Annotated in this window: 16 protein-coding genes and 2 pseudogenes; 12 read left to right on the top strand and 6 right to left on the bottom strand. The window is 65.9% G+C overall.

Going from position 1 to position 21,961, the window contains the following annotated elements; genetic code table 11:
• Window positions 1-17 precede the first annotated feature (17 nt).
• The 3 genes from P5703_RS11655 to P5703_RS11645 all read left to right on the top strand — a co-directional run bounded on the left by P5703_RS11655 (window position 18) and on the right by P5703_RS11645 (window position 1,938).
• Window positions 18-818, top strand: coding sequence for an AraC family transcriptional regulator (locus P5703_RS11655; RefSeq protein WP_125460045.1), 801 nt, complete (start codon window positions 18-20; stop codon window positions 816-818).
• A 161-nt stretch (window positions 819-979) separates the two neighbouring features.
• Entirely contained in the window at window positions 980-1,630 is a 651-nt protein-coding gene (locus P5703_RS11650) for an AzlC family ABC transporter permease (protein ID WP_020306218.1), read from the top strand.
• Window positions 1,627-1,938, top strand: a complete 312-nt coding sequence (locus tag P5703_RS11645; RefSeq protein WP_013982642.1) for a hypothetical protein — start codon at window positions 1,627-1,629, stop codon at window positions 1,936-1,938. The genes P5703_RS11650 and P5703_RS11645 overlap by 4 nt, the downstream gene beginning before the upstream one ends.
• 5 nt (window positions 1,939-1,943) lie before the next feature.
• Here P5703_RS11645 and P5703_RS11640 read toward each other — a convergent pair whose 3' ends face one another.
• A complete protein-coding gene (locus tag P5703_RS11640) occupies window positions 1,944-2,612 on the bottom strand; it encodes a TIGR04211 family SH3 domain-containing protein (protein ID WP_013982643.1) in 669 nt (222 codons plus the stop codon).
• Between the two features lie 471 nt (window positions 2,613-3,083).
• On the opposite strand from P5703_RS11640, the pseudogene P5703_RS11635 reads away from it, so the two are divergent.
• From P5703_RS11635 to P5703_RS11620, 4 genes and pseudogenes are all read left to right on the top strand, one after another.
• Window positions 3,084-5,538, top strand: a pseudogene (locus tag P5703_RS11635) (PAS domain-containing protein).
• Window positions 5,539-5,660: 122 nt separating this feature from the next.
• A complete protein-coding gene (locus P5703_RS11630; protein ID WP_084899021.1) occupies window positions 5,661-6,989 on the top strand; it encodes a TrkH family potassium uptake protein in 1,329 nt (442 codons plus the stop codon).
• On the top strand, window positions 6,979-7,683 hold the full coding sequence (locus P5703_RS11625; RefSeq protein ID WP_013982646.1) for a potassium channel family protein: 705 nt from the start codon (window positions 6,979-6,981) through the stop codon (window positions 7,681-7,683). The genes P5703_RS11630 and P5703_RS11625 overlap by 11 nt, the downstream gene beginning before the upstream one ends.
• A gap of 119 nt (window positions 7,684-7,802) precedes the next feature.
• A complete protein-coding gene (locus tag P5703_RS11620) occupies window positions 7,803-8,192 on the top strand; it encodes a GFA family protein (RefSeq protein ID WP_084899023.1) in 390 nt (129 codons plus the stop codon).
• Window positions 8,193-8,195: 3 nt separating this feature from the next.
• On the opposite strand, the gene P5703_RS11615 is transcribed toward P5703_RS11620, so the two are convergent.
• The 5 genes and pseudogenes from P5703_RS11615 to P5703_RS11595 all read right to left on the bottom strand — a co-directional run bounded on the left by P5703_RS11615 (window position 8,196) and on the right by P5703_RS11595 (window position 14,344).
• The gene (locus P5703_RS11615; protein WP_151320714.1) at window positions 8,196-10,544 is read right to left on the bottom strand and encodes an FdhF/YdeP family oxidoreductase; all 2,349 of its coding nucleotides are present in this window, start codon (window positions 10,542-10,544) and stop codon (window positions 8,196-8,198) included.
• Window positions 10,541-11,338 carry a formate dehydrogenase accessory sulfurtransferase FdhD gene (gene fdhD, locus P5703_RS11610; protein ID WP_017244989.1) on the bottom strand — a complete coding sequence of 266 codons (798 nt, stop codon included), beginning with the start codon at window positions 11,336-11,338 and terminating at the stop codon, window positions 10,541-10,543. Before fdhD ends, P5703_RS11615 begins: the two co-directional genes overlap by 4 nt.
• A gap of 107 nt (window positions 11,339-11,445) precedes the next feature.
• The gene (locus P5703_RS11605; protein ID WP_014596577.1) at window positions 11,446-12,333 is read right to left on the bottom strand and encodes a LysR family transcriptional regulator; all 888 of its coding nucleotides are present in this window, start codon (window positions 12,331-12,333) and stop codon (window positions 11,446-11,448) included.
• Between the two features lie 50 nt (window positions 12,334-12,383).
• Window positions 12,384-13,421, bottom strand: a complete 1,038-nt coding sequence (locus tag P5703_RS11600; protein WP_014596578.1) for an AraC family transcriptional regulator — start codon at window positions 13,419-13,421, stop codon at window positions 12,384-12,386.
• 7 nt (window positions 13,422-13,428) lie between these two features.
• A pseudogene (locus P5703_RS11595) lies at window positions 13,429-14,344 on the bottom strand (GGDEF domain-containing protein).
• A 1,080-nt stretch (window positions 14,345-15,424) separates the two neighbouring features.
• Here P5703_RS11595 and P5703_RS11590 point away from each other — a divergent pair.
• The 5 genes from P5703_RS11590 to P5703_RS11570 all read left to right on the top strand — a co-directional run bounded on the left by P5703_RS11590 (window position 15,425) and on the right by P5703_RS11570 (window position 21,943).
• Window positions 15,425-17,908, top strand: coding sequence for a TonB-dependent receptor (locus P5703_RS11590; RefSeq protein ID WP_279641825.1), 2,484 nt, complete (start codon window positions 15,425-15,427; stop codon window positions 17,906-17,908).
• A gap of 74 nt (window positions 17,909-17,982) precedes the next feature.
• Complete coding sequence (locus P5703_RS11585; protein WP_285586976.1) at window positions 17,983-19,899, top strand: phytase; 1,917 nt, start codon at window positions 17,983-17,985, stop codon at window positions 19,897-19,899.
• 66 nt (window positions 19,900-19,965) lie between these two features.
• Window positions 19,966-20,679: a protein TolQ gene (gene tolQ / locus P5703_RS11580; protein WP_049325066.1), complete on the top strand. Its 714-nt coding sequence runs from the start codon at window positions 19,966-19,968 to the stop codon at window positions 20,677-20,679.
• An 11-nt stretch (window positions 20,680-20,690) separates the two neighbouring features.
• Entirely contained in the window at window positions 20,691-21,155 is a 465-nt protein-coding gene (tolR, locus tag P5703_RS11575) for a protein TolR (RefSeq protein ID WP_037004434.1), read from the top strand.
• A complete protein-coding gene (locus P5703_RS11570; protein ID WP_049325067.1) occupies window positions 21,155-21,943 on the top strand; it encodes an energy transducer TonB in 789 nt (262 codons plus the stop codon). The genes tolR and P5703_RS11570 overlap by 1 nt, the downstream gene beginning before the upstream one ends.
• Window positions 21,944-21,961: the final 18 nt, after the last annotated feature.

Genomic DNA, 21,961 nt, shown 5'->3' with positions numbered 1-21,961 from the left:
ACGATGACGCGACGCACATGAACGACAAGGATTGGGTCAGGCGCCCGCACGAACCGGGGCGGCTCGAGCGACTGGAGGCCTACTTCGCCGGTTACGGATTCGCTCCTCACCGGCACGACACCTATGCCATCGGCTGTACGCTGGCGGGCCTGCATCGTTTCAACTACCGCAAGTTCGCGCGCCACAGCCTGCCGGGCGACACCTTCGTGCTGCATCCGGACGAGCTGCACGATGGCGAGGCCGGTAATGAAGCGGGGTTCCGCTACCGCATCGTCTACATCGAGCCCGCCTTGTTGCAGGGCCCGCTGGGCGGCCAGCCGCTGCCCTTCATCGACGAAGGCGTATCCCGCGACCCGCGCCTGCAGCGAGCCATTGGCAGCCTGTTGCAGTGTCTGGACCGGCCACTCGAGGGGTTGGAGGAAGAGGATGCGCTATACGACCTTGCTCAGGTGATGGCCTCGATCGCCGGGACGAAGGGGCGGCGGCGCAGCGTCGATTTCCGCGCGGCCGAGCGGGCCCGGGATTACATCCACGAATTCCTGACCCAGCCCGTCAGCCTCGATGAGCTGGAGCAGGTGTCAGGCCGCGATCGCTGGAGCCTGTCGCGGGATTTCCGCGCGCTGTTCGGCACCAGCCCTTATCGCTATCTGACGCTGCGGCGGCTCGACCAGGTTCGCCGCCTGCTGCTCGGAGCAATCTCGCCCAGCGAGGCCGCGCTGATCGCCGGTTTCGCCGATCAGAGTCACATGAGCCGCCAGTTCAAACAGGCCTATGGGCTTTCGCCGGGGCATTGGCTGCGGCTGATCCGCCAATCCTGAACCACCTCGTCTGCACGATCGTGCAAGACGCTTCCGCGCGGCACGACCGAGACTGGCCGTGACAGGTTCGTGCAGCGGGGTTTCAAGTGACAGAGGCAACGGAAGATTTCGCTCGACTGCAGGGGCGTCGTGCGGCGAGCCTGGCTGGCTATCGACGTGCTTTGCCGGCCGCGCTTTCGGTCATGCCGGTGGGCATGCTGTTCGGCATATTGGCGGCGCGTTCCGATTGGTCGTGGTGGGAGGTGCTGCTGGTCGGTTTGCTCGGCTTTACCGGCAGCGGTCAGTTTGCCGCTTTGCCGCTCAGCGAGGGCGGCGCAGGCTTTCTCACCCTGCTGCTGGTCACGGCCTCGATCAACAGCCGCTACGTGCCCATGGCGCTCACCACGGTAGACCGCCTGCCAGAACGAGCGCTGGATCGCGCCTGCTGCGCGCACATGCTCGGCGACGAGGCTTACGCCAGCGAGCGCGACGACGATGGGCCCGGCGTGGTGCTGCGCCTTCGCCTGATGATTTTCCTCGCCTGGGTGCTGACCGGCGTGCTGGGTGCGTTGCTGAGCCGCGCACTGCCTACAGCCTGGCTCGGCGACGATCTGAATCTCGCCTTCCCGGCGAGTGCAGTGTTGCTGTATCTGGCCGTGTCGCAGCTCAGGAGCCGGATCGGTTCGTTGCAGCACGATCGGCAGATGGCGTTGATGCGGATCGCGTTCGTTGTCGCAGGGGCGAGTGGGCTGATCCTGCTGCTCGGGCCGGTGTATTTCTGGGTCCCCGGCGTGCTGCTGGCGACCTGGCTGCTGGGCAGGCGTCGGTCATGAACGATGCAGCGCTGGTCGCCATGGCTGCCCTTTCGACCACCAGCGTGCTGGTGCGCATAGTGCCCGCATTCGTTCGCCTCTCGCTGGGCGAACGGGGGCTGCACCTGGTCGGACAGGTGATGCCGATGGCCGTGTTCGTCAATCTCGCCGTGTATGTCGTCTACAGCGAAATCGGCAGCTCACCCGTGGCCGGCGGGCTGGCGCTGATGGCTGTCGCGGTGCTGGCCGTGCAGGGGCGCATCGGGTTGATGGGCAGCACGCTGCTGGCGGCTGCCATCTACTATCTGCTGGCCAGCCACCTGGCCTGAGCGGCTCAGAACCAGCGATCGTTGCGTTTGCGGCCACGGGTCAACGACGGCAGGATCAGGCCCACCAGCAACCCGGCACCGGCAATGCTGCCGCCGTAGACCATGTACTGCATGAGGACCTGCTTGTTCTCGTCACCGAGGCGGGCCTGGGTGGCGCGCAGTTCCGACTGTGCTTCGGTCAGTGCCGTCTCGAGGGTCATGCGCCGGGCTTCGAGCTCGTCGATCAGCGCCTTGCGCGAATCCAGGGTTTCCTGCATGCCCTGCACGCGGACCTTCCAGCTGTCGTCGATGGTCTTGAGCTGCTCGCTGAGTTCGGCGACCTGCTGCTCCAGTTGCGGCAGACGCTCGGCCTGGCCGGGCACTTCCTGCAGCTCCCTGCTGGGAATCCACACGGTGCTGCCCGACTCGGAGCGTACCTGGCTGTAGTCACCCTGGGTGCTGATCAACTCGACCTTCTGGCCAGAGGTCAGGGTGCCGACGATGCGATAGCCATCGGTGGGACCACTGCGAACGAAAGTATTCAGACTGTCACTGACCCAGCGAGCGTTGCTGTCATTGTTTTCCTGGGCATGGATCGGCGTTGTGGCCAGCAGCGCGCCAAACAGGCCGGCGCCGATGAAATGGCGCGAAGTGAAGCGGGAAAGCAAGGCAGAAAGATGAAGAGATATGGACATGAAAGATTCGCGATATTGGAAGAAGAATAAGTCCCCGGGGCGGGGCAGTGGGGTTGGCTGCACCTGGCCCCGCTGGGGCGCTGTCGAATACCGGACGACAGGCGCATCGGAAACAGCCGGGCGGGTCGGTTGACCGCAGCCGGGCGCGCGAAGCACAGCGCGCCGTCAACGGAGCGCGCAGCTGCCGCTCCGTATGGTGCATCAGCTGAATGACAGCCCACGGCGGGGAAAGTTCAGGCATGCCAGCGCAGCCGATAGGCGGCAGGACGTGGAGGGCAGGCGAGGCAACAGGCGCACTGGCCGACTCGACGTCATGCCTCGTGGTTGCGACTGCCGGTGTGCAAAACCCGGTCGTTTCTGGTCTGATTGCCGGCATTACATGACGGGTAGTGGTCCGCCCCTGGTCAAGGCTATGGAAGAGGGGGAGCAGCTCTGGAAAATCTTACCCGCGAGGAGCTCGTGGCCGAGGTGGTGCGCTTGCGCGCAGCGCTGGAGGAGCGCGCCATCGGCGACACCGAGGTGCGCTATCGCCTAGCGGCCAAGGCAACCAACGATGCCGTCTGGGATTGGGACCTGGACAGCGATCATGTGCTCTGGAACGACGCGCTGGAGCAGGCCTACGGCCATCCGCTGGCCAGCATCGAGTGCACCGGCGACTGGTGGCTGGCGCACATCCACCCGGACGACCGCGGCCGCATCGACGCTTCGATTCATGCCGTACTCGATGGCGGCCAGACTGCCTGGAACGACGAATATCGCTTCCGCCGTGTGGATGGCTCCTATGCGGAGATTCTCGATCGAGGCCATGTGATCCGTGACGAGCACGGGCGCGCCGTACGCATGATCGGTGCGATGCTCGACCTGACCCGCGTTCGCGCCGCCGAAGCGGCATTGCGCCAGAGCGAGGAGCGCTTCAGCGCTATCCTGCAGACCATCGAAGCCGCCTTCGCCATCGTCCAGGTCAAGTTCGACGCCGATGATCGGCCGGTGGACTACCAGTTCGTCGAGGTCAATCCGGCGTTCGAGCGGCAGACCGGCGTTGACCTGCACGGCAAATGGGTGACCGAATTCGCGCCGGAGCTGGAACGGTTCTGGTTCGATGCCTATGGCCACGTCGCCAAGACCGGCGAGCCGGCCAGCTTCGAAAGTTACGCGCAAGCGTTCGGTCGCTGGTTCGATGTGCGGGCGGTCCGGGTAGGTGCGCCGGCAGACCGCCGCATCGCCATTCTCTTCAACGACGTCACCCAGCGGCACGATGCCGAGGATCGCCTGCGCGTCAGCGAGTCCCTGGCGCGCGAGAACGTTCAGCGCGTCCAGCTGGCGCTGGCGGCCGGGGCCATCATCGGCACCTGGAACTGGGATCTGCGGACCGACCGGTTCACCGTCGATGAGGGTTTCGCCCGTGGGTTCGGCCTGGACCCGGCGCTGGGGCGCGAGAGGCTGAGCCTGGAGCAGATCATCACTAGCGTGCACCCGGAGGATCGCCCCGGACTGATCGCTGCCATCGACGAAGTCATTGCCCGTGGCGGAGCTTACGCCCATCAGTATCGGGTCCGCCGTGCCGACGGTCGTTACTACTGGATCGAAGCCAACGGCCGCGTCGACCACTCGCCGGAAGGCATCGCGCTGAGCTTTCCGGGCGTGCTGATCGATGTGGAAGACCGACGCTCCATCGAGGCCGAACGCGACCGTGCCACCGCGGCGCTGCGCGCTCTGAACGATACCCTGGAGCTGCGCGTCGCCGAGCGCACGGCCGAGCTGATCCATGCCGAGGAAAAACTGCGTCAGTCGCAGAAAATGGAGGCGGTCGGTCAGCTCACCGGCGGGCTGGCACATGACTTCAACAACCTGCTGGCCGGCATCAGCGGTGCGCTGGATCTGATGGGCATGCGGATCGCCCAGGGGCGGCTCAACGATATCGACAAGTACATGCTGGCCGCACAGAGCGCGGCCAAGCGCGCCGCCGCGCTGACCCATCGGCTGCTGGCGTTCTCACGCCGACAGACGCTCGATCCGCGGCCATTGGACGTGAACCTGCTGGTCGAAGGTATGACCGAGCTGATCCAGCGCACGGTCGGGCCGAGCATTCTGGTCGAGACCGTCAGTGCTCCCGACCTCTGGCCGGCATCGGTGGATGCCAGCCAGCTGGAGAACGCCATCCTCAATCTGTGCATCAATTCGCGCGATGCCATGCCGGACGGCGGTCGTATCATCATCGAGACGGCAAACCAGTGGCTGGACGCGGAGGCGGCGCTGGCCAACGACCTGCCGGCCGGTGAGTACCTGTCGTTGACGGTGACCGACACCGGTACCGGGATGGCGCCTGGCGTGATCGCCAAGGCGTTCGACCCCTTCTTCACCACCAAGCCGATCGGCGAGGGCACCGGCCTCGGCCTTTCGATGATCTACGGGTTCGCCAAGCAGTCCGGCGGACAGGTGCGTATCAGTTCGGAACTCGGCAAAGGCACGTCGATGTGTATTCATCTACCGCGCTATCACGGCGAGGCGGGTGCCAGCACTGCGGCCCCGGCGCAGTCGGCCGCAGCGCTCACCGGCTCCTGCGGGACGATCCTCATCGTCGATGATGAGCCGACGGTACGCCTGCTGCTGACCGACGTGCTGGGTGATCTGGGCTACACCCTGATCGAGGCGGCTGACAGCCTCACCGGGTTGAAGCTGCTGCAGTCGGATGTCGGTATCGACCTGCTGATCACCGATGTCGGCCTGCCGGGGGGGCATGAACGGGCGGCAGATGGCCGATGCCGGGCGGGAGGTGCGCCCCGGCCTGAAGACCCTGTTCATCACCGGCTATGCGGAAAGCGCGGCGCTGGGCAACAGCTCTCTCGGTGCCGGAATGCAGGTGCTGACCAAGCCGTTCTCCATCGACATCCTTGCCACCCGGGTGCTCGAGCTTTTACGCGGCTAGGCGCTTGCTGCCTGCCACTGCCAGTTGAACAAACGGATCAATGGGCATAGCCTCTCGCTCTGCTCACGGGCCGCCGGTCGGACGGCCCGTTCTCCTTTCCCGGATCTGTTGGCGCGGGTCGAATGAAATCATTGCTGCACCCAGGCAGGACCGTTGCTCTCGTTTTTCTGTTCGCCATCCTCTGCGGCACAGCGCTGCTCTCGTTACCCATAGCCCATGCCAGCGGCGAGACCGGCCCGTTGCTCACGGCCTTCTTCACCGCTGTCTCGGCGGTCTGCGTCACCGGTCTGGTGGTGGTCGATACGGGCACCTACTGGTCGACCTTCGGCCAGGTCGTGATCATGGCGCTGTTCCAGCTCGGTGGCTTCGGCATGATGACCCTGGCGACCCTGCTGGGCTTGCTGGTCAACCGATCGTTCCGCTTGCGCGCCAAGCTGATCGCACAGGCCGAGTCCCATGTACTGGGGCTGGGCGACATCAGCAGCGTGGCGAAACTGGTGCTGGTCGTCACGCTGGTGATGGAGCTGGCGGTCATGCTGCTGCTGACCCTGCGCCTGCATCTGTCGTACGGGCTTGGCTGGAGCGAGGCCGCCTGGAGCGGTCTGTTCCATTCCGTATCGGCGTTCAACAATGCCGGCTTCTCCATCCACGTTGATGGCCTTGTGCGCTACGCCACCGATGGATTCATCCTGCTGCCGGTGATGAGCGCGATCATCATTGGCGGTATCGGCTTCCCCGTTCTCAACGACCTGCGCCGCAGGTGGTCGGACCCGCGGCACTGGTCGTTGCACACCAAGCTGACGCTGTCGGGGACGGCAGTGCTGCTGGTGGGCGGCTTCATGGCAGTGCTGCTGTTCGAGTGGTCCAATCCGGGTACGCTCGGTCCCATGGCCTGGGCCGACAAGCTTCTTTCGGCAGCCTTCGTTTCGGTCTCGGCGCGTACGGCCGGTTTCAATGCGCTCGATATCGGCGCGCTGACCCATGAGAGCTGGGCGCTGCACTATTTCCTGATGTTCATCGGTGGCGGCAGTGCCGGTACTGCCGGTGGGGTGAAGGTCGGAACCGTGGCCATCCTGGCGCTGCTGGTGATCGCCGAGATCCGCGGCAGGGCCGACACCGAAGCGTTCGGCCGCCGGGTCGGCAGTTCGGCCCAGCGCCAGGCGATCACCGTGCTGGTGCTGGGGAGCGCCATGGTCGTGCTCGGTACGCTGGTCATCCTGCGTGACACCGACATTCCCACCGATCAGGTGATCTTCGAAGTCATTTCCGCATTCGGCACCGTCGGCCTGTCCACCGGTATCACCGCCGATCTGCCGGAGACCAGCCAGCTGATGCTGACGCTGCTCATGTACGTCGGCCGGGTCGGCACCATCACCCTGGCCGCCTCGCTCGCGCTGGGCGAGCACCGCATGCCTTACCGTTATCCGGAGGAACACCCAATTGTTGGCTAAATTGTTGTTTTCAGAGCAATTTTCGTTCTCCAAAGGCGACAGTGTGGTGGTCATCGGGCTTGGGCGCTTTGGCAGCTCGGTGGCGCGCTCGCTGACACGCCTTGGCCATGACGTGATGGGTATCGATCAGGCCGCCGAGCCCGTTCATGCATGGGCCGATCTGCTGACCCATGCGGTACAGGCCGACTCCACCAATGTCATGGCCTTGCGTCAGCTTGGCGTTGCCGATTTCCCCCACGCCATTGTCGGCATCGGCAGTGACCTGGCGGCGAGCCTGATGACCATCATGGCGCTGACCGAACTGGGCATCAAAGACATCTGGGTCAAGGCGCTGACCACCGAGCATGGGCAGATCGCAACGCGGATCGGCGCGCATCATGTGGTCTACCCCGAGGCGGACATGGGCGAGCGGGTTGCCCATCTGATCTCCGGACGGATGATGGACTTCATCGAGTTCGACGACGGCTTCGCCATCGCCAAGATCCATGCGCCCGAGCGCATCCACAACAGCACCCTGGCCGCAGCGGCGGTGCGCGAGAAATTCGGCGTGACCGTCGTCGGCCTCAAGCGGGCCAACCAGGATTTCCAGCACGCGACGCCCAGCACTCAGGTGCTGCCGGGCGATCTGCTGATCGTCTCGGGGCCGACCCATGACATCCAGCGTTTCGCTGGCCAGGGGCGCAAGGGAAGCTGAAGCTGGTCTTCGTTAGTGCGGTGGTCCGGAGGCGACTACGCTTCTCGGGCGGCCGAGCCACGACCGTTCGCCCGCGACCCCTGGCGCGGCGCTCTCGGCACTGACGGAGGAGACACAAGGTGAATTCATTAAGCGGTGGCTGCCTGTGCGGCGACGTGCGCATCGTGACGGCGGGGCAGCCCTATCGAGTCGGCATCTGTCATTGCCTGGACTGCCGCAAGCATCACGGCGCGCTGTTCTACGCCGCTGCGGTGTTCCCGCAGGATGCGGTGACCGTCGAGGGCAAGACGGCCGAATACGCCGGACGGTACTTCTGCCCCCGCTGTGGCTCATCGGTTTTTTCCCGCTTCGCCGATGAGATCGAGGTACACCTGGGCGCACTGGATGCGCCCGACCAGCTGACGCCGACCTACGAATGCTGGACCGTGCGCCGCGAAGCCTGGCTGCCAGCGTTTCCGCTCAGCCGGCGCTACCCCCACGACCGTGACGATTCCAGTCGCTTCGAATGAGCGTCATTGCCCGCTGGCGATCAGCTGCTGCTCGGTCGTCCGCGTGTTCGGCAGCACGCGGATCGCGATGAACTTGGAGGTGGGCGTATGGCTGCGCGCGCCGAAGCTTTCCAGCGGCACCAGCGGGTTGGTTTCCGGGTAGTAGGCGGCAGCCTGACCCTGCGGGGTGTCGTAGGCGAGCAGGGTGAAGCCGCTAACGCGCCGTTCGATACCGTCGTCCCATAGCGAAACCAGATCGACCTGCTGGCCGGATTCAAGGCCCAGGCGCTGGATGTCGGCGGGGTTGACGAACACCACCTCGCGCATCCCCCTGACGCCGCGGTAGCGGTCGTCCAGGCCGTACAGCGTGGTGTTGTACTGGTCGTGGGAGCGCAGCGTCTGCAGGATCAGATCGGCACCGATGCCCGCCTGGCGCGCCTGCTCTGGCAACAGGTCGGCCGGCAGCGCATGCGCCTTGAACTCGGCGCGGCCGCTGGCGGTGCTCCATTCCCGACGCGCGGCCGCGTTGCCCAGATAGAAACCGCCAGGGCGATGCAGGCGGTGGTCGAAGCCGGCGAAACCCGGGATGGTCGCCGCGATCAGCTCGCGGATTCGTGCGTAGTCCTCCACCAGCCATAGCCAGTCCACCGGGCGCTTGCCCAGCGTGGCGGCGGCGATACCGGCGACGATGGCGGGTTCCGAACGCATCTGCGTCGACAGTGGCTCCAGCTGGCCCCGGGAGGCGTGGATCATGCTGAACGAATCTTCCACGGTCACCGCCTGCGGGCCGCAGGCCTGGCGGTCGATGTCGGTGCGGCCGAGGCAGGGCAGGATCAGCGCATCGCGACCCATGGTCAGGTGGCTGCGGTTGAGCTTGGTGCTGATCTGCACGGTCAGCGCGCAGTTGCGCAACGCCTGGCGGGTGCGCGGGCTGTCCGGCGTGGCCTGGGCGAAGTTGCCGCCCAGGCCGATGAATACCTGCACCTCGCCGGCCAGCATGGCCTGGATGCATTCCACGGTGTTGTGCCCGGGCTGGCGGGGCATCGGCAGGGCGAAATGGCGCTCCAGCGCATCCAGTAGTGCGGCCGGCGGGCGTTCGTTGATGCCCATGGTGCGATCACCCTGCACGTTGCTGTGGCCGCGCACCGGGCAGGCACCGGCCCCAGGCTTGCCGAGGTTGCCGCGCAGCATCAGCAGGTTGGCGATCTCCTGGATGGTCGCCACCGAATGATGGTGCTGGGTGATGCCCATGGCCCAGCAGACGATGGTCCGCCCGGCGTCGCGGTAGATCGCGGCGGCCTGGCCGATCGCGTCGCGTTCGAGCCCGGACTGCTGCTCGATCTGCGCCCACGGCGTGGCATCGATCGCCTCCATATAGGCATTGACGGCATGGGTGTGCTCGGCGATGAAGTCGCGATCGAACACCGCCGGTCCGCCGCTCCCCAGCGCTTCGCGTTCCCATTGCAGCAGGTACTTGGCGATGCCGCGCAGTACGGCCAGATCGCCGCCAAGGTTGGGGCGCAGGTAAAGGCTGTGGGTTGGCGCGTCCTGGTTGGCGAGCATCTCGATGGGCTTCTGCGGATGCTGGAATCGTTCCAGGCCGCGTTCGCGCAGTGGATTGAAACAGACCACCTGGGCACCGCGCTCCAGCGCCTGGCGCAGCGGTTCGAGCATGCGCGGGTGGTTGGTGCCGGGGTTCTGGCCAAGTACGAAGATCGCATCGGCGTGGTCGAAATCTTCCAGCGTTACCGTGCCCTTGCCGACACCGATGGATTCGGTGAGGGCGACGCCGCTGGCCTCGTGGCACATGTTCGAGCAGTCGGGAAAGTTGTTGGTGCCGAAGCTGCGGCCGAACAGCTGGTAGAGGTAGGCCGCTTCGTTGCTGGCCCGGCCGGATGTGTAGAAGGCTGCCTGGTGCGGGCTGGCCAGGCCGTTCAGGTGTCGCGCGATCAGCGCGAACGCATCATCCCAGGTGATCGGCCGATAGCGGTCGCTGGCCGCGTCATAACGCACCGGTTCGGTGAGGCGCCCTTGGTATTCGAGCCAGTAATCGCTCTGCTCACGCAGCTGGCTGACGCTGTGGCGGGCGAAGAAGGCGGCATCCACGCGGCGGCGCGTGGCTTCCCAGTTCACCGCCTTGGCGCCGTTCTCGCAGAACTTCACCGCACCGGCCTCCGGCGAATCGCCCCAGGCGCAGCCGGGGCAGTCGAAGCCCCCGTTCTGGTTGGTCTTGAGCATGGCGCGGATGTTCTTCAGCGCATTGCCGCTGCCGAGCCAGGCGCTGGCCACGCTGCGCAGGGCGCCCCAGCCGCCAGCCGGGCCGGCGTAGGGCTGGAAGCGGGTGGCGGGATGGAAGCGGGACATGCGGCTCATGGGTGACATCCGTTCTGGTCGGGCAGCGCAGGCGCAGGGCTGTAGACCCGCGGAGCGCTATGGTGGGGCAGATGAATGAGGTTGAGGTGGTGCTGACGCGCCCACTGCACGGTGAGCTGAGTCGGTGCCGAGAGGCTGACCAGCGTGCCGATGCCGGCGCGCACGGCCTTGTGGATCAGTTCCAGGCTGCAGCGACTGGTGACCACGACGAAGCCTTCGCTCGGCTTGCGGCGTTGCAGCGTCAGCGCGCCGATCAGCTTGTCCAGCGCGTTATGCCGGCCGATGTCCTCACGGCAGAGGGCGATCTTTCCGTTGCCGTCGACATACAGCGCCGCGTGCAGCGCACCGCTGTCGCGCGCCATCAGCTGGGCGCTCGCAATGCGCTGGCGCAGCTCATGGAAATGCCCTTCGGGCGGCAGTGCTGTCGGCTGCAGCGGCACCAGCCGCGGCAGTGCCTGATCCAGCGCATCCACCCCGCAGAGTCCGCAGCCGCTGGTGCCGGCGAGCTGGCGACGCTGCTGCTTGAGTGTCCAGAACGCCCGCGGGCTGACCTGTACGTCCGCGCGGCGAGCGCTGCCGTCGCCGAGCAGGCGCAGGTCACGCAGGTCATCGAGTCGCTCGATCAGCCCGCCTGCGAGGCTGAAGCCGACGACGAACTCTTCCAGATCCTGCGGCGTCACCATCATCACGGCATGGTTCAGACCGTTGTAGCTGATGGCCAGCGCGCATTCCTCGGCCAACAGCGCAGCGCGTGCATCGTGCGGTTCGGCGGAGTTCAGAGTGGCGTAGAGCATGGCGGCTGCCTGCGACAGGTCGACGCAGGCAGCCTAGGAGCGCCGGTGCCGGCCGTCCAATCGCTATGTCCGATGGTGTGATCGATGGCGTCGATCACCAGCCCCTTTCATCGCTGTTGCAGCAGTTCGCGGGCCTCGTTGAAACAGGCCTCACCCAGTGCGGATCGCGGAGAGTCGCGCCGCAGGATCAGCCCCAGCGGCGCCAGAGTGCTGGCATTGTCGATAGGCGTCAGCGTCAGCCGGCTGTCCAGGGCCTCGAGTCCGCTATCGAGCGGCATGATGGCGCAGCACAGACCGGCGCCTACGGCCTGCAGCAGGTGATGTACGGCATCGGTCTGCAGCCGTGGCGCAAGGCTCAGGCCACGGCTGCGCAGCGCGTGGTCGATGGACTGGCGAAAGTGCATGCCGCCGGTCAGCAGGCCCAGGGGCAGGCCAGCCAGGGCCTCCCAGCTCAGAGAAGGGGCATCGAAGCGGAAATGGCGCTCGTCATGCGCCAGACCCATGCGCGTTTCGCCCAGGGGCAGGCTGGCGAAGTGCGCGTCGTCGAGGCGCTCCAGATAGGACAGGCCGAGATCCAGCAGATTACGGCTGAGTCGCTCGAGAATCTGCTCGCTGCTGAGTGCGAACAGCTCGAAACGCAGGCTCGGATGGCGTTCGCCGAACGCCCTTACCAGCTGCATCGGGTCGAACCCGGCCAGCGGCACTACGCCCAGGCGCAGCGTGCCGACCAGCTGGCCGCGGCAGGAGGCGGCCTCGGCCAGCAGTCCGTCCTGAGCGGCCAGCAGGCTACGCGCCCAGGCCAGGATGCGCTCACCTTCGGGCGTGAAGCCTTCGAAGCGCTGGCCACGAATCACCAGCTGCAGACCGAGCTCGTCTTCCAGGGTGCGCAGGCGCATCGACAGCGTCGGCTGAGTAACGTGACAGCGCGCCGCCGCCTGGCTGAAATGCCGCGTTTCGTCGAGCGCCACGAGAAACTTCAGCTGCTTGATGTCCATGCCCGGTCCGTTTGCATCGAAGGTAGTGCGGGCCGAACCTTAGCATTTCCTCAGGGTGCGTCGAACAGTGGCTGCAGCCCGCTGGGCACCACGCCTGTCCAGCGCTTGAAGGCGCGGCGGAAATTGGTAGTGTCGTTGAAGCCCAGGTGCCGCGCCACAGCCTCGTTACCCAAGCCACAGGCCTGGTAGAGGTAGAGCGCGACGTGCTTGCGAACCAGGTCCAGTTGTTCCTGGAAATGCGTACCGTGCTTGGCCAGCTTGCGCTTTAGCGTCGCCGGGCTCATGGCGAACGCGACGGCGACGCGCTCGAGATTCAGCGGCTCGCGGATGTGCGCCTCCAGGTACTGGTAGAACGCATCGAGAAAGGCGCACGGCCCGTCCAGCGCATCGATCTGTTGCTGGCTGGCCTGCACCGCGACCTGGCCCACGGTGGTCGACGCCTCCGGCCAGGGCTGATGCAGGTATTCGCGCGGTAGGCTGAGCAGGGTCAGCTGGCGGTCGAACTGCAGCGCATCGCCCAGATGCACCCAGTACTGCTCGATGTGCCGCGGCTGCGCATAGGCGAACTGGAAGCGCCAGGGCAACCGCAGACCGGAGCCGCGTTTGCACAGCGCGACGATGGCGGTCAGGTGCGCCTCCACGAGAAACCGCTGGTGCCGCCCACTGGCGCCACCATCCAGCCAGTACAGGTGAATCTGGCGTTCATCCAGCAGCAGCCTTGGAGCCAGCAAGGGGCAGAGCAGGGCGCGGAACTGACAGAGGCGTTCCAGCGCCTGCTCGAGATTGCCGGCATTGGCCAGCGCCAGGCTGACTTCGCCGTAATGGCCGGGCAGCAGGCGCTGGCCGAAGAGGAAACTGCTGTCCGCTGCGCCGAGCAGGCGTTCCGCGTTGCCGATCAGGGTCAGCAACTGCGCCGGGCTAACCCGCGCCCGGCCACTGGCGATGTCTTCGTAGAACAGCCCGCTGCCGCGCAGCAGCGCGTGGCTGTCGATGCCGCGCGACAACGCCAGGTCCAGCAGGACCGCCGGCTGGTGATGCGCGGCGATGAAGCGGCTGTCCCACTCGTACCAGCGTAAGGGGCTGCCCATGGTCGTCTCAGGCGCAGCGCGGCAGTGACTGCTTGGCCTTGGCCAGCGCGAGGTTGAGGCGCTGGAGCAGCTGCTCGGCATCGTCGTCGAAGGCCATCACCCACCGCGGTACTGGCGCTCAGATGCAGGCGTTCGCCATGCTGGCGCGTCTTGTGGGCGAGGCTGGCCACGGCGGTCTGCAACTCCTCGGCAAGCTGCCGCGCCTGCTGTTCGGCAGTATCCGGCAGGAGCACGACGAAGCGATCGCCGGCCAGGCGGCAGAGCAGGTCCTGATGACGAAGGTTGAGCACCAGCAGCTGCGCCACGGCCTGCAGCACCAGATCGCCCTCGGCCTGGCCGTAGCGCTGATTGACCCGGCTGAAGTCGTCCAGGTCGATCGCCAACAGAGACAGCGGGCGCTGCTCCTCGTCGGCCTGGCGCAGGGTCTGATCGAGCTGCCGCCGCAGGTATTCGGCGGTGCTCAACGGGGTGAGGTTGTCGAACAGCCGATGTTCGCGAAACAGCCGCTCGCGCTTGTGCATCTGCGCGTTGATGGCGCGTTGTTCCTGGTTCAGGTGGTAGATGCCGAAGGTCAGCAGCAACAGACCCACAGGCATGGGCGCGGTTTCCAGCCAGTTGTCCCAGGCGATGCTGGCGGGGATCTGGATGAATTCGTCGAGCAGGTCCATCCACCAGGAAAAGCAGATGCAGGCCAGGCCCAGTGCGAGCAACCGCGTCACCCGGCCGGCCGGGCGGCTGTGCAGCAACATGACCAGCCAGGCGAGGGCGAGGGCGGCGCAACCGCCTTCGCCGACGACGTCCATCCAGTCGATCTCGCCCCAGGATTTGACCGTGCCGACGGCGAGCAGCAGCTGCAGGCCGACGTTGGCGGCCAGGGCGAGGCCGAGGAGGGTGAGGGTGTGGAGTTTGAGGAGGGATTTCATGAGGTCTCCGTGGCGGGTTCGCGCCAGTGCGTGAGGGCACGGAAACAGATGGATGTGGCGGTTGGATGAATGGGGTGGGGGTTGAATTGGCTCAGGGTTTTTTTGGTTTGGTTGATTTGCTGGATGGGATTGGGGATGTGGTTTGCCCTGATGGATTTGGATCAGTTCTGGACGAGGGGCTTGCTGGCATCGAGTCGATGCCGATTGCCGAGTTGCCTGGCGATTCAGGTTTCGCCCTGCTGGGCGAGTCACTTTTTCCAGACGCGGAAAAAGTAACCAAAAACGCTTTGCCCCTGCATCCGGCCCCGCGCTCCGCGCGGGGTTCGTTCGCTCCATCGCCGCTTCAGGGGTCGGCTTACAAGGGCCTTCCATGGCCCTTTAAGCCTTTCGCCGCATCCATGCGGCTCACCCCCTTACGCAACGATTCCGCTCTCCCTACTGAAGGGGCGAGGCTGGGGCCTGCGACGATTTTCAACAGACGGATGATGACGATCAGCCGACCCGTGTCGTTCGTTGGAAACGTCCTTTACGGTTTTCCCTCATATTGGATCCTAGCAATCACGGACTTGCAGGCGACATCGATCGCCCCTTTCAGGAGGCCGAATGTAGTCGCTACGTAGCGGGGCGAGCGGCATGGATGCCGCGAGAGAACTAGGCGTCCCCCCGTAAAGGGCCATGGATGGCCCTTGCACGGTGACCCTCGGAGAAGCGATGGAATGAGGGAAGTCTCGCGTAGCGAGACCCGGATGTAGGGGCAAGACTTTTTGGTTCCTTTTGGCGGGGCCGGCCATCCGGGCGACTGCCAAAAGGAACTCGCGCAGCAGCGCGAAACAGAAGTACCGGAACACCCGGAAAATGGGTTGCTCCCCCAACTTGATCCCAGCGTGTCTGCGATAGGCATTTCCATATCCATACCGCTAAAAACAGGTCATATCAGCTCAACCCCACCCCCAAAATCCCGCAAAACCCACTCTTCCAAGCTCTCCCCAAATTTCCTGTCACAGAACCGCCACATCCCCCACCTACCGTCCGCTGCAGTTCCGGGATGGACCCGGCAAACACCATTCGGGGGAATCGTTCATGAACACATACCGCAGCGGCATCCGCCACGCAGGATTCCGCATCAGCCTGCTGGCCCTGGCCGTCAGCGCCGGTTCGGCCTGGGCCGAGGAGCCGCTGGTCATGGAGCACGTCGAAGTGATCGGCCAAGCCGTCAGCATCGACGAAGCACTGAAGGACCAGCGCAGTTCCGACAGCGTCAAGAGCGTGGTCCATGCCGATGGCATCGGCCAGTTGCCGGATGACAACGCCGCCGAAGCGCTGCAGCGCATTCCGGGCATCTCGGTGGAGCGCGACCAGGGTGAAGGGCGCTTCGTCAGCGTGCGTGGCATCGCGCCGGACCTGAACAGCGTCACCATCAACGGAACCCTGGTGCCCTCGCCGGAAAGCAAGCGCCGCGCGGTGGCGCTGGATGTGCTGCCGTCCGAGCTGGTGCAGTCGCTGTCGGTGGTCAAGACGCTTACCCCGGACATGGACGCCAACTCCCTGGGCGGCACCATCGAGGTGGAAAGCCTCTCGGCGTTCGATCATGACGGCCTGTTCTACAGCATCAGCGGCGAGGGCAGCTACGACGAGAATGTCGAGAAGACCAGCCCGAAGTTCTCCGGCGCGATCAGCAACCGCTTCAGCCTTGGCGATGGCGTCGACAATTTCGGTGTGGCCGCAGCCGTCAGCTGGCAGGAGCGCAAGTTCGGTTCGGACAACGTCGAAACCGGCGGCAAGTGGGACTTTGCCGACGATGGCGCACGCCTGGAAGAGTTCGAGCAGCGCGACTACGAGATCACCCGCGAGCGCACCGGTTTCGGGCTGAACTTCGACTACAAGCCGGATGACGTCAGCAGCTATTACCTGCGTACGCTGTACAGCCGCTTCAAGGACACCGAAACGCGCAACGCCGCCGGCGTGGAGTTCGACGACGCCCAGCTGCCCGGCGAAACCGGCGATGCCGAAGGCTGGCGCGAGCTGAAATCGCGCGAGGAAACCCAGACCATCCAATCCTACGTGTTCGGCGGCGAACGCATGATGGGCCTCTGGACCCTGAGCGGACAGGTCGGCTACAGCCAGTCCCGCGAGCGCAATCCGGGTGGCATCTCCGGCGCGACCTTCGAAGGCGACTTCGCCGACGCCGGTTTCTCCAGCAGCCGCAAGCCGCGCCTGACAGTGGATTCGGCCTTCTACGATCCGGCTTCCTTCGAGCTGGATGAAGTGGAGTGGGAGAAGAGCGATACCCGCGACCGGGAGAAGAATATCCGCCTGGACCTGGCCCGCGACTACGACATCCAGGGCTACGCGGCGCAGGCCAAGTTCGGCGGCAAGCTCAGCCGCCGGCACAAGGACAACGACAGCGAGGTCTGGGTCTATGACGACTTCGACGACCTGACCCTGGCCGATTTCCAGGGTGGCAACGTCGACTACGCGCTCGGCCGCTTCGGCCGCGGCATCAGCGCCTCGGCGATCAAGGGCGCCATCGCCGGGCTGGACGCCAGCGAGTTCTACGACGAGGAGGAGTCGCGCATCAATGACTTCGACATGCACGAGGACATCAATGCCGCGTACCTGATGAACACGGTGGACGTTGACCGCTGGCGTGTCATCGCCGGCCTGCGCTACGAGGGCACGCGCTTTCGCGCCAAGGGCACCGGCATGCGCGACGACCAGTTCGAGTCCATTTCCAGCAGCAACGACTACCACCACTGGCTGCCCGGCCTGCACGTGCGCTACCAGCTGACCGATGACACGCTGATCCGCGCCGCATGGACCAACAGCGTGGTACGCCCGACCTTCGGCCAGCTGGCACCCGGTTTCGTCATCGATGGCGACGACGCCGAGTTCGGTAACCCCGATCTCAAGCCGCTGGAGTCCGTCAACTACGACCTCGGCATCGAGCACTACATGGGCCGCGCCGGGGTGGTGTCCGCCTACCTGTTCTACAAGGACATCGACAACTTCATCTACAACACCGACCTGGCCGGCACCGGCCAGTGGGCGGCGTTCGACGAAGCGCTCAGCTTCCAGAACGGCAGCAGCGCCAAGCTCTACGGGCTGGAGCTGGCCTACTCGCAGAAGCTCGACTGGCTGCCGGCGCCGTGGAACGGTTTGTTGCTGGGCGCCAATGCCACCTTCAGCAAGTCCGACGCGGACATCAAGGGCCAGGGCATGCGCCGCAGCATCGACCTGCCGAACCATTCCGATACGGTCGGCAACCTGATGGTCGGCTGGGAAAACGACCGGCTCAACCTGCGCCTGGCCGCCAACTACAAGTCCGACTACCTGTACGAGGTGGCCGGTATCGACGACAAGGCCCACGACCTCTACGTCGATGACCAGCTGTTCGTCGACTTCAAGGCCGGTTACTTCATCACGCCGAGCCTGCAGCTGACCTTCGAGGCGCTGAACCTGACGGACGAGTCCTATTACGTCTACACCGGCCGCCGTTCCTACAACGCCCAGTACGAAGAGTACGGCCCGACCTACAAGCTCGGCCTGACCCTGACCCACTTCTGACCCCTTGCCGCTCCGGTGCCCGCCGTTCCCCTTTACGGCCGGGCACCGGCCTGCGGCACCTGAATGGATATCGCATGAACGCATTACCCAAAACCCTGCTGCTCGGCCTGTGCATCACCCTGGCCGCCTGCCAGTCCGCCGGTCAGGACAAGGCGCCACAGAGCACGCGGCTGAGCATCACCACGCCAGCGCAGACGGGCCTCGAATACGCGCAATTGCTGGCCGGCAATGGCCCCTGGGCGGATGCCGAGCGCGTCCAGCTGGACACGCAGGGCCTGCGCCTGCTGGACAAGGCCGGCAACACACTGGCCCAGCACAGCGGGCGTTTCGAGGGCCTCGACCATCGCCTCGAACGTCGGGGCCTGCTGCTGGCCACCGTGGAGCGCAAGCGCCAGCAGGCGATGCTGATCGGCCTGGATGACAACCGGACCTGGAGCCAGCCGCTGTATCTGCCGCGCACCGCGTTCGCCATCGAGGGGCTGTGCCTGTACCGCGACAGCGCGCGCAACGACTTCGTATTCCTGCTCGGCGAGGAAGGTGTCGGCGAGCAATGGCTGGTGGGCAGCCAGGGCCGCCTGCTCGGTGAAGCACGGCGCGTGCGCGGGCTCAGCCTGCCGCCGCAGAGCACCTTTTGCCAGACCGATGACATGGCCGGGCAGCTCTACGTCAACGAGGAGAACGTCGGCTTCTGGCGCTACCCGGCGGATGCCGAGGCGCCGCTGCAGCGTGAGCCGGTCGATCTGGTCAAGCCGTTCGGCGCGCTGACAAAGGTGGCGGCTGGCATGGCGTTGGTGCCGGGTGGTCTGTTGGCCCTGGATGCCGAGGCGCCGGCGCTGCACCTCTATCGCCAGAGCGAATCGGGTTGGCAGGCGGACGGCGTGCTGCCGCTGGACGGCCTCGATGAGCCGGAACGCATCAGCGCGCGTCGCACCTCCGAAGGAGTCGAACTGCTGCTGGCGGACGAGCACGGCCTGCATCGCGCCCAGCTGGCGTGGCAGCCACAGGCACTGCCGCATCCCGAACCCATCGTCAGTCTGGCGGCAGCGGTGGAGACCGGCCCGGTGCCCAGTCTGGGGGACGCCGCCGATGACCCGGCGATCTGGGTCAATCCGCGCGATCCTGCGCAGAGTCGCGTGCTCGGCACCGACAAGAAGGGCGGGCTGGTGGTGTACGACCTGGAAGGCCGCCAGCTGCAAAGCCTGACCGTCGGCCGGCTGAACAACGTCGATGTGCGCAGCGGTTTCCGCCTCGGCAGCAAGCGCGTGGACCTGGCCGTGGCCAGCAACCGGGATCACAACAGCCTGCACCTGTTCGCCATCGACCGCGCGAGCGGGGTGCTCCGCGATATCGGCCAGATCGCCACGCCGCTGAGCGATATCTACGGCCTGTGCATGTTCCAGAACCGCCAAGGTGTCACCTACGCGATCGCCAACGACAAGGATGGCACCTTCGTCCAGTACCGCCTCGATGGCCAGTCCGGCCAGCCGCACGGTGAACTGGTGCGGCGTTTCAAGCTGGACAGCCAGCCCGAGGGCTGCGTCGCCGATGACCGTGGCGAGCGGCTGTTCGTCGGTGAAGAGGACGTTGCGGTCTGGGTGGTCGATGCCCGTGCCGAAGTGCCGGCAGCGCCCCAGAAGGTGATCGGCGTTGGCGGGCCGGTGTACGACGACATCGAAGGCCTGGCGCTCTACCACGGCGAGGGTGGCGATTACCTGGTGATCTCCAGCCAGGGCAACGACAGCTACGTGGTGCTCGATGCCCAGGCGCCGTATGCCGTGCGCGGCGCGTTCCGCATCGGCCTGAATGCCGAGCGCGGTATCGACGGCGCTTCGGAAACCGACGGGCTGGAGGTCACCTCGGCAAATCTCGGCAGCATCTGGAGCCGCGGCATGCTGGTGGTGCAGGACGGCCGCAAGCGCATGCCCGAAGGCACGCAGAACTACAAATACCTGCCCTGGTCAGCCATCGCCGATGCGCTGGGTCTGGATTGATGTCATCGCCCGGTAACCGACCCGCCATCCAATAGCAGCTGCCCATGCGGGCAGGAGGAAAGATTCATGCAAACGACTCTCGAGCACATGTCCGTCTGGGGCCTGATCAGCGAGGCCAGCCTGGTGGTGCAGGCGGTGATGGTGTTCCTGGTGCTGGCTTCGCTCTCCAGCTGGTACCTGATTATCCGTCGCAGCGCCGCGCTGCACCGCAGCGAGCGCCTGCTGCACAGCTTCCAGCAGCGCTTTCGCCAGGGCGGCGATCTCGCCCAGCTCTACCGCGAAGGGCAGCAGCAGCCGCTGCCGGAGGAGGCCGCGTTGCAGCGCATCTTCCTCGCCGGTTACGGCGAGTTTGTCCAACTCCAGCGTGAAGCGGGCATCGCCCCGGATGCGGTCGCCGAGGGCGTGGAGCGCAGCCTGTACGTCGCCATTGCCGAGCAGGAGGAACGCCTGGAGAAGGGCCTGCAGTTCCTCGCCACGGTGGGTTCGGTGAGCCCCTACATCGGCCTGTTCGGCACCGTGTGGGGGATCATGAACTCCTTCCTCGGCCTTTCGCAGGTACAGCAGGCCACGCTTTCCACCGTCGCCCCGGGTATCGCCGAGGCGCTGATCGCCACGGCCATCGGCCTGTTCGCGGCGATTCCCGCGGTGATGGCCTACAACCGCTTCGCCGCCCACGGGCAGACGCTGGTCGGCCGTTACTACGCCTTCGGCAACGAGCTGCAGGCGCGCCTGCATCGGCGCCTGCACGCTGCTTCGCCCAGCGTCGCCGCAGCCGCCTGAGGAGGTCAGCAATGCTAGTCAGGCCACAGCGCAAACACGGGCCCAAGGCGGAAATGAATGTGGTGCCCTATATCGACGTGATGCTGGTGCTGCTGGTGATCTTCATGGTCACCGCGCCGATGCTGGTGCAGGGCGTCAAGATCGAGCTGCCGAAGGTGGCGGCCGAGGCGCTGCCGGTGGAGAACGAGCGGCAGATCCTGACGCTTTCGGTGAAGGCCGACGGCGGCTTCTACTGGAACCTCGGCAGCGAGCTGGACGTCGAGAACCAGACCGACAGCGCCGTCGACCTGGCCGAGCTGCAGGCCAAGGTCGGCGCGGTCATTGCCGCGCGGGGCGACACCCAGGTCTATATCCGTGCCGACGAGGCGGCGGACTACGGTCGTGTGGTCGCCGCTATCGCCGAGCTGCAGCGCGGCGGGGTGGTCAACCTGGGCCTGATCACCGAGGCGCCGGCCGCTGCGGAGCAGGAGCGATGATGGCGCTCGGCTTGTCGGCGCCGCCCGCGCCCGTGCTCACACAGCGGCGATGGACCGGTGCCGCTGGCGCGGCGCTGACCACGCTGGGCTTGCATGCCGGGCTGTTCGTCTTGCTGCTGACCAGCTGGACGCCGACGATGGACGCACCGGTTGCCACCCAGGTGATGCAGACCCAGCTGATCAGCCTGCCGCCGCCGGTGCCAGTACTGCCCGAACCGCCGGTTGCGAAACCGGTCGAAGCGCCGCCGCCCCCCGTTCAGGTCGAAGCGCCACCACAGGTGGAGCAGGCCGACCTGGCCTTCAAGCGCGCCGAACGGGAGCGCGAAGCCGAGCAGCAGCGCAAGCAGCAGCTGGAACGTCGCCGCCAGGAGCAACGCCGCCGTGACGAACAGCAGCGTCGGGAGCAAGAGCGTCTGGCCGAGCAGGCACGGCTGGACGCGCAGCGCCGCCAGGCCGAGGCAACGGCCCGTGCCGAAGCGGCCGAGCGTGCCCGGCAGGCGGCTGTCGCGGAGGCAGCCAGCCGCCAGTACCAGCCGATCGCCAAGAAGCCGCCGGTCTATCCGCAGCGGGCGCTGGACGCCGGGCTGCAGGGCGCCTGCACGGTGAGCTACACGGTGGACGTCCAGGGACGGGTGCGTTCGCCCAAGGTGGTTGGTGACTGCCATCCGCTGTTCATCCGTCCATCGCTGATCGCGGCCCAGAGCTTCCGCTACCAGCCGCGCATCGTCGATGGGCGGGCGGTGGAGGTGCCCAACGTGCAGAACACCTTTCATTACCGCATCGAGTGATGCGGTTCAGCCATCCAG

This window comes from Stutzerimonas sp. FeSN7, assembly GCF_030263795.1.
In the GTDB taxonomy this organism is placed as follows: domain Bacteria; phylum Pseudomonadota; class Gammaproteobacteria; order Pseudomonadales; family Pseudomonadaceae; genus Stutzerimonas; species Stutzerimonas stutzeri.
The sequence above is the reverse complement of the archived record's forward strand: the minus strand, read 5'-3'. Positions and strand labels throughout refer to the sequence as shown.

Coding starts and splice junctions, on each gene's coding strand:
- fdhD (WP_017244989.1), bottom strand. CDS start 11,338: ATGCTCTACGCCACTCTGAACTCCGCCGAACCGCACGATGCACGCGCT.
- tolR (WP_037004434.1), top strand. CDS start 20,691: ATGCTAGTCAGGCCACAGCGCAAACACGGGCCCAAGGCGGAAATGAAT.
- tolQ (WP_049325066.1), top strand. CDS start 19,966: ATGCAAACGACTCTCGAGCACATGTCCGTCTGGGGCCTGATCAGCGAG.
- P5703_RS11585 (WP_285586976.1), top strand. CDS start 17,983: ATGAACGCATTACCCAAAACCCTGCTGCTCGGCCTGTGCATCACCCTG.
- P5703_RS11600 (WP_014596578.1), bottom strand. CDS start 13,421: ATGGGCAGCCCCTTACGCTGGTACGAGTGGGACAGCCGCTTCATCGCC.
- P5703_RS11645 (WP_013982642.1), top strand. CDS start 1,627: ATGAACGATGCAGCGCTGGTCGCCATGGCTGCCCTTTCGACCACCAGC.
- P5703_RS11630 (WP_084899021.1), top strand. CDS start 5,661: ATGAAATCATTGCTGCACCCAGGCAGGACCGTTGCTCTCGTTTTTCTG.
- P5703_RS11640 (WP_013982643.1), bottom strand. CDS start 2,612: ATGTCCATATCTCTTCATCTTTCTGCCTTGCTTTCCCGCTTCACTTCG.
- P5703_RS11655 (WP_125460045.1), top strand. CDS start 18: ATGAACGACAAGGATTGGGTCAGGCGCCCGCACGAACCGGGGCGGCTC.
- P5703_RS11615 (WP_151320714.1), bottom strand. CDS start 10,544: ATGAGCCGCATGTCCCGCTTCCATCCCGCCACCCGCTTCCAGCCCTAC.
- P5703_RS11605 (WP_014596577.1), bottom strand. CDS start 12,333: ATGGACATCAAGCAGCTGAAGTTTCTCGTGGCGCTCGACGAAACGCGG.
- P5703_RS11590 (WP_279641825.1), top strand. CDS start 15,425: ATGAACACATACCGCAGCGGCATCCGCCACGCAGGATTCCGCATCAGC.
- P5703_RS11570 (WP_049325067.1), top strand. CDS start 21,155: ATGGCGCTCGGCTTGTCGGCGCCGCCCGCGCCCGTGCTCACACAGCGG.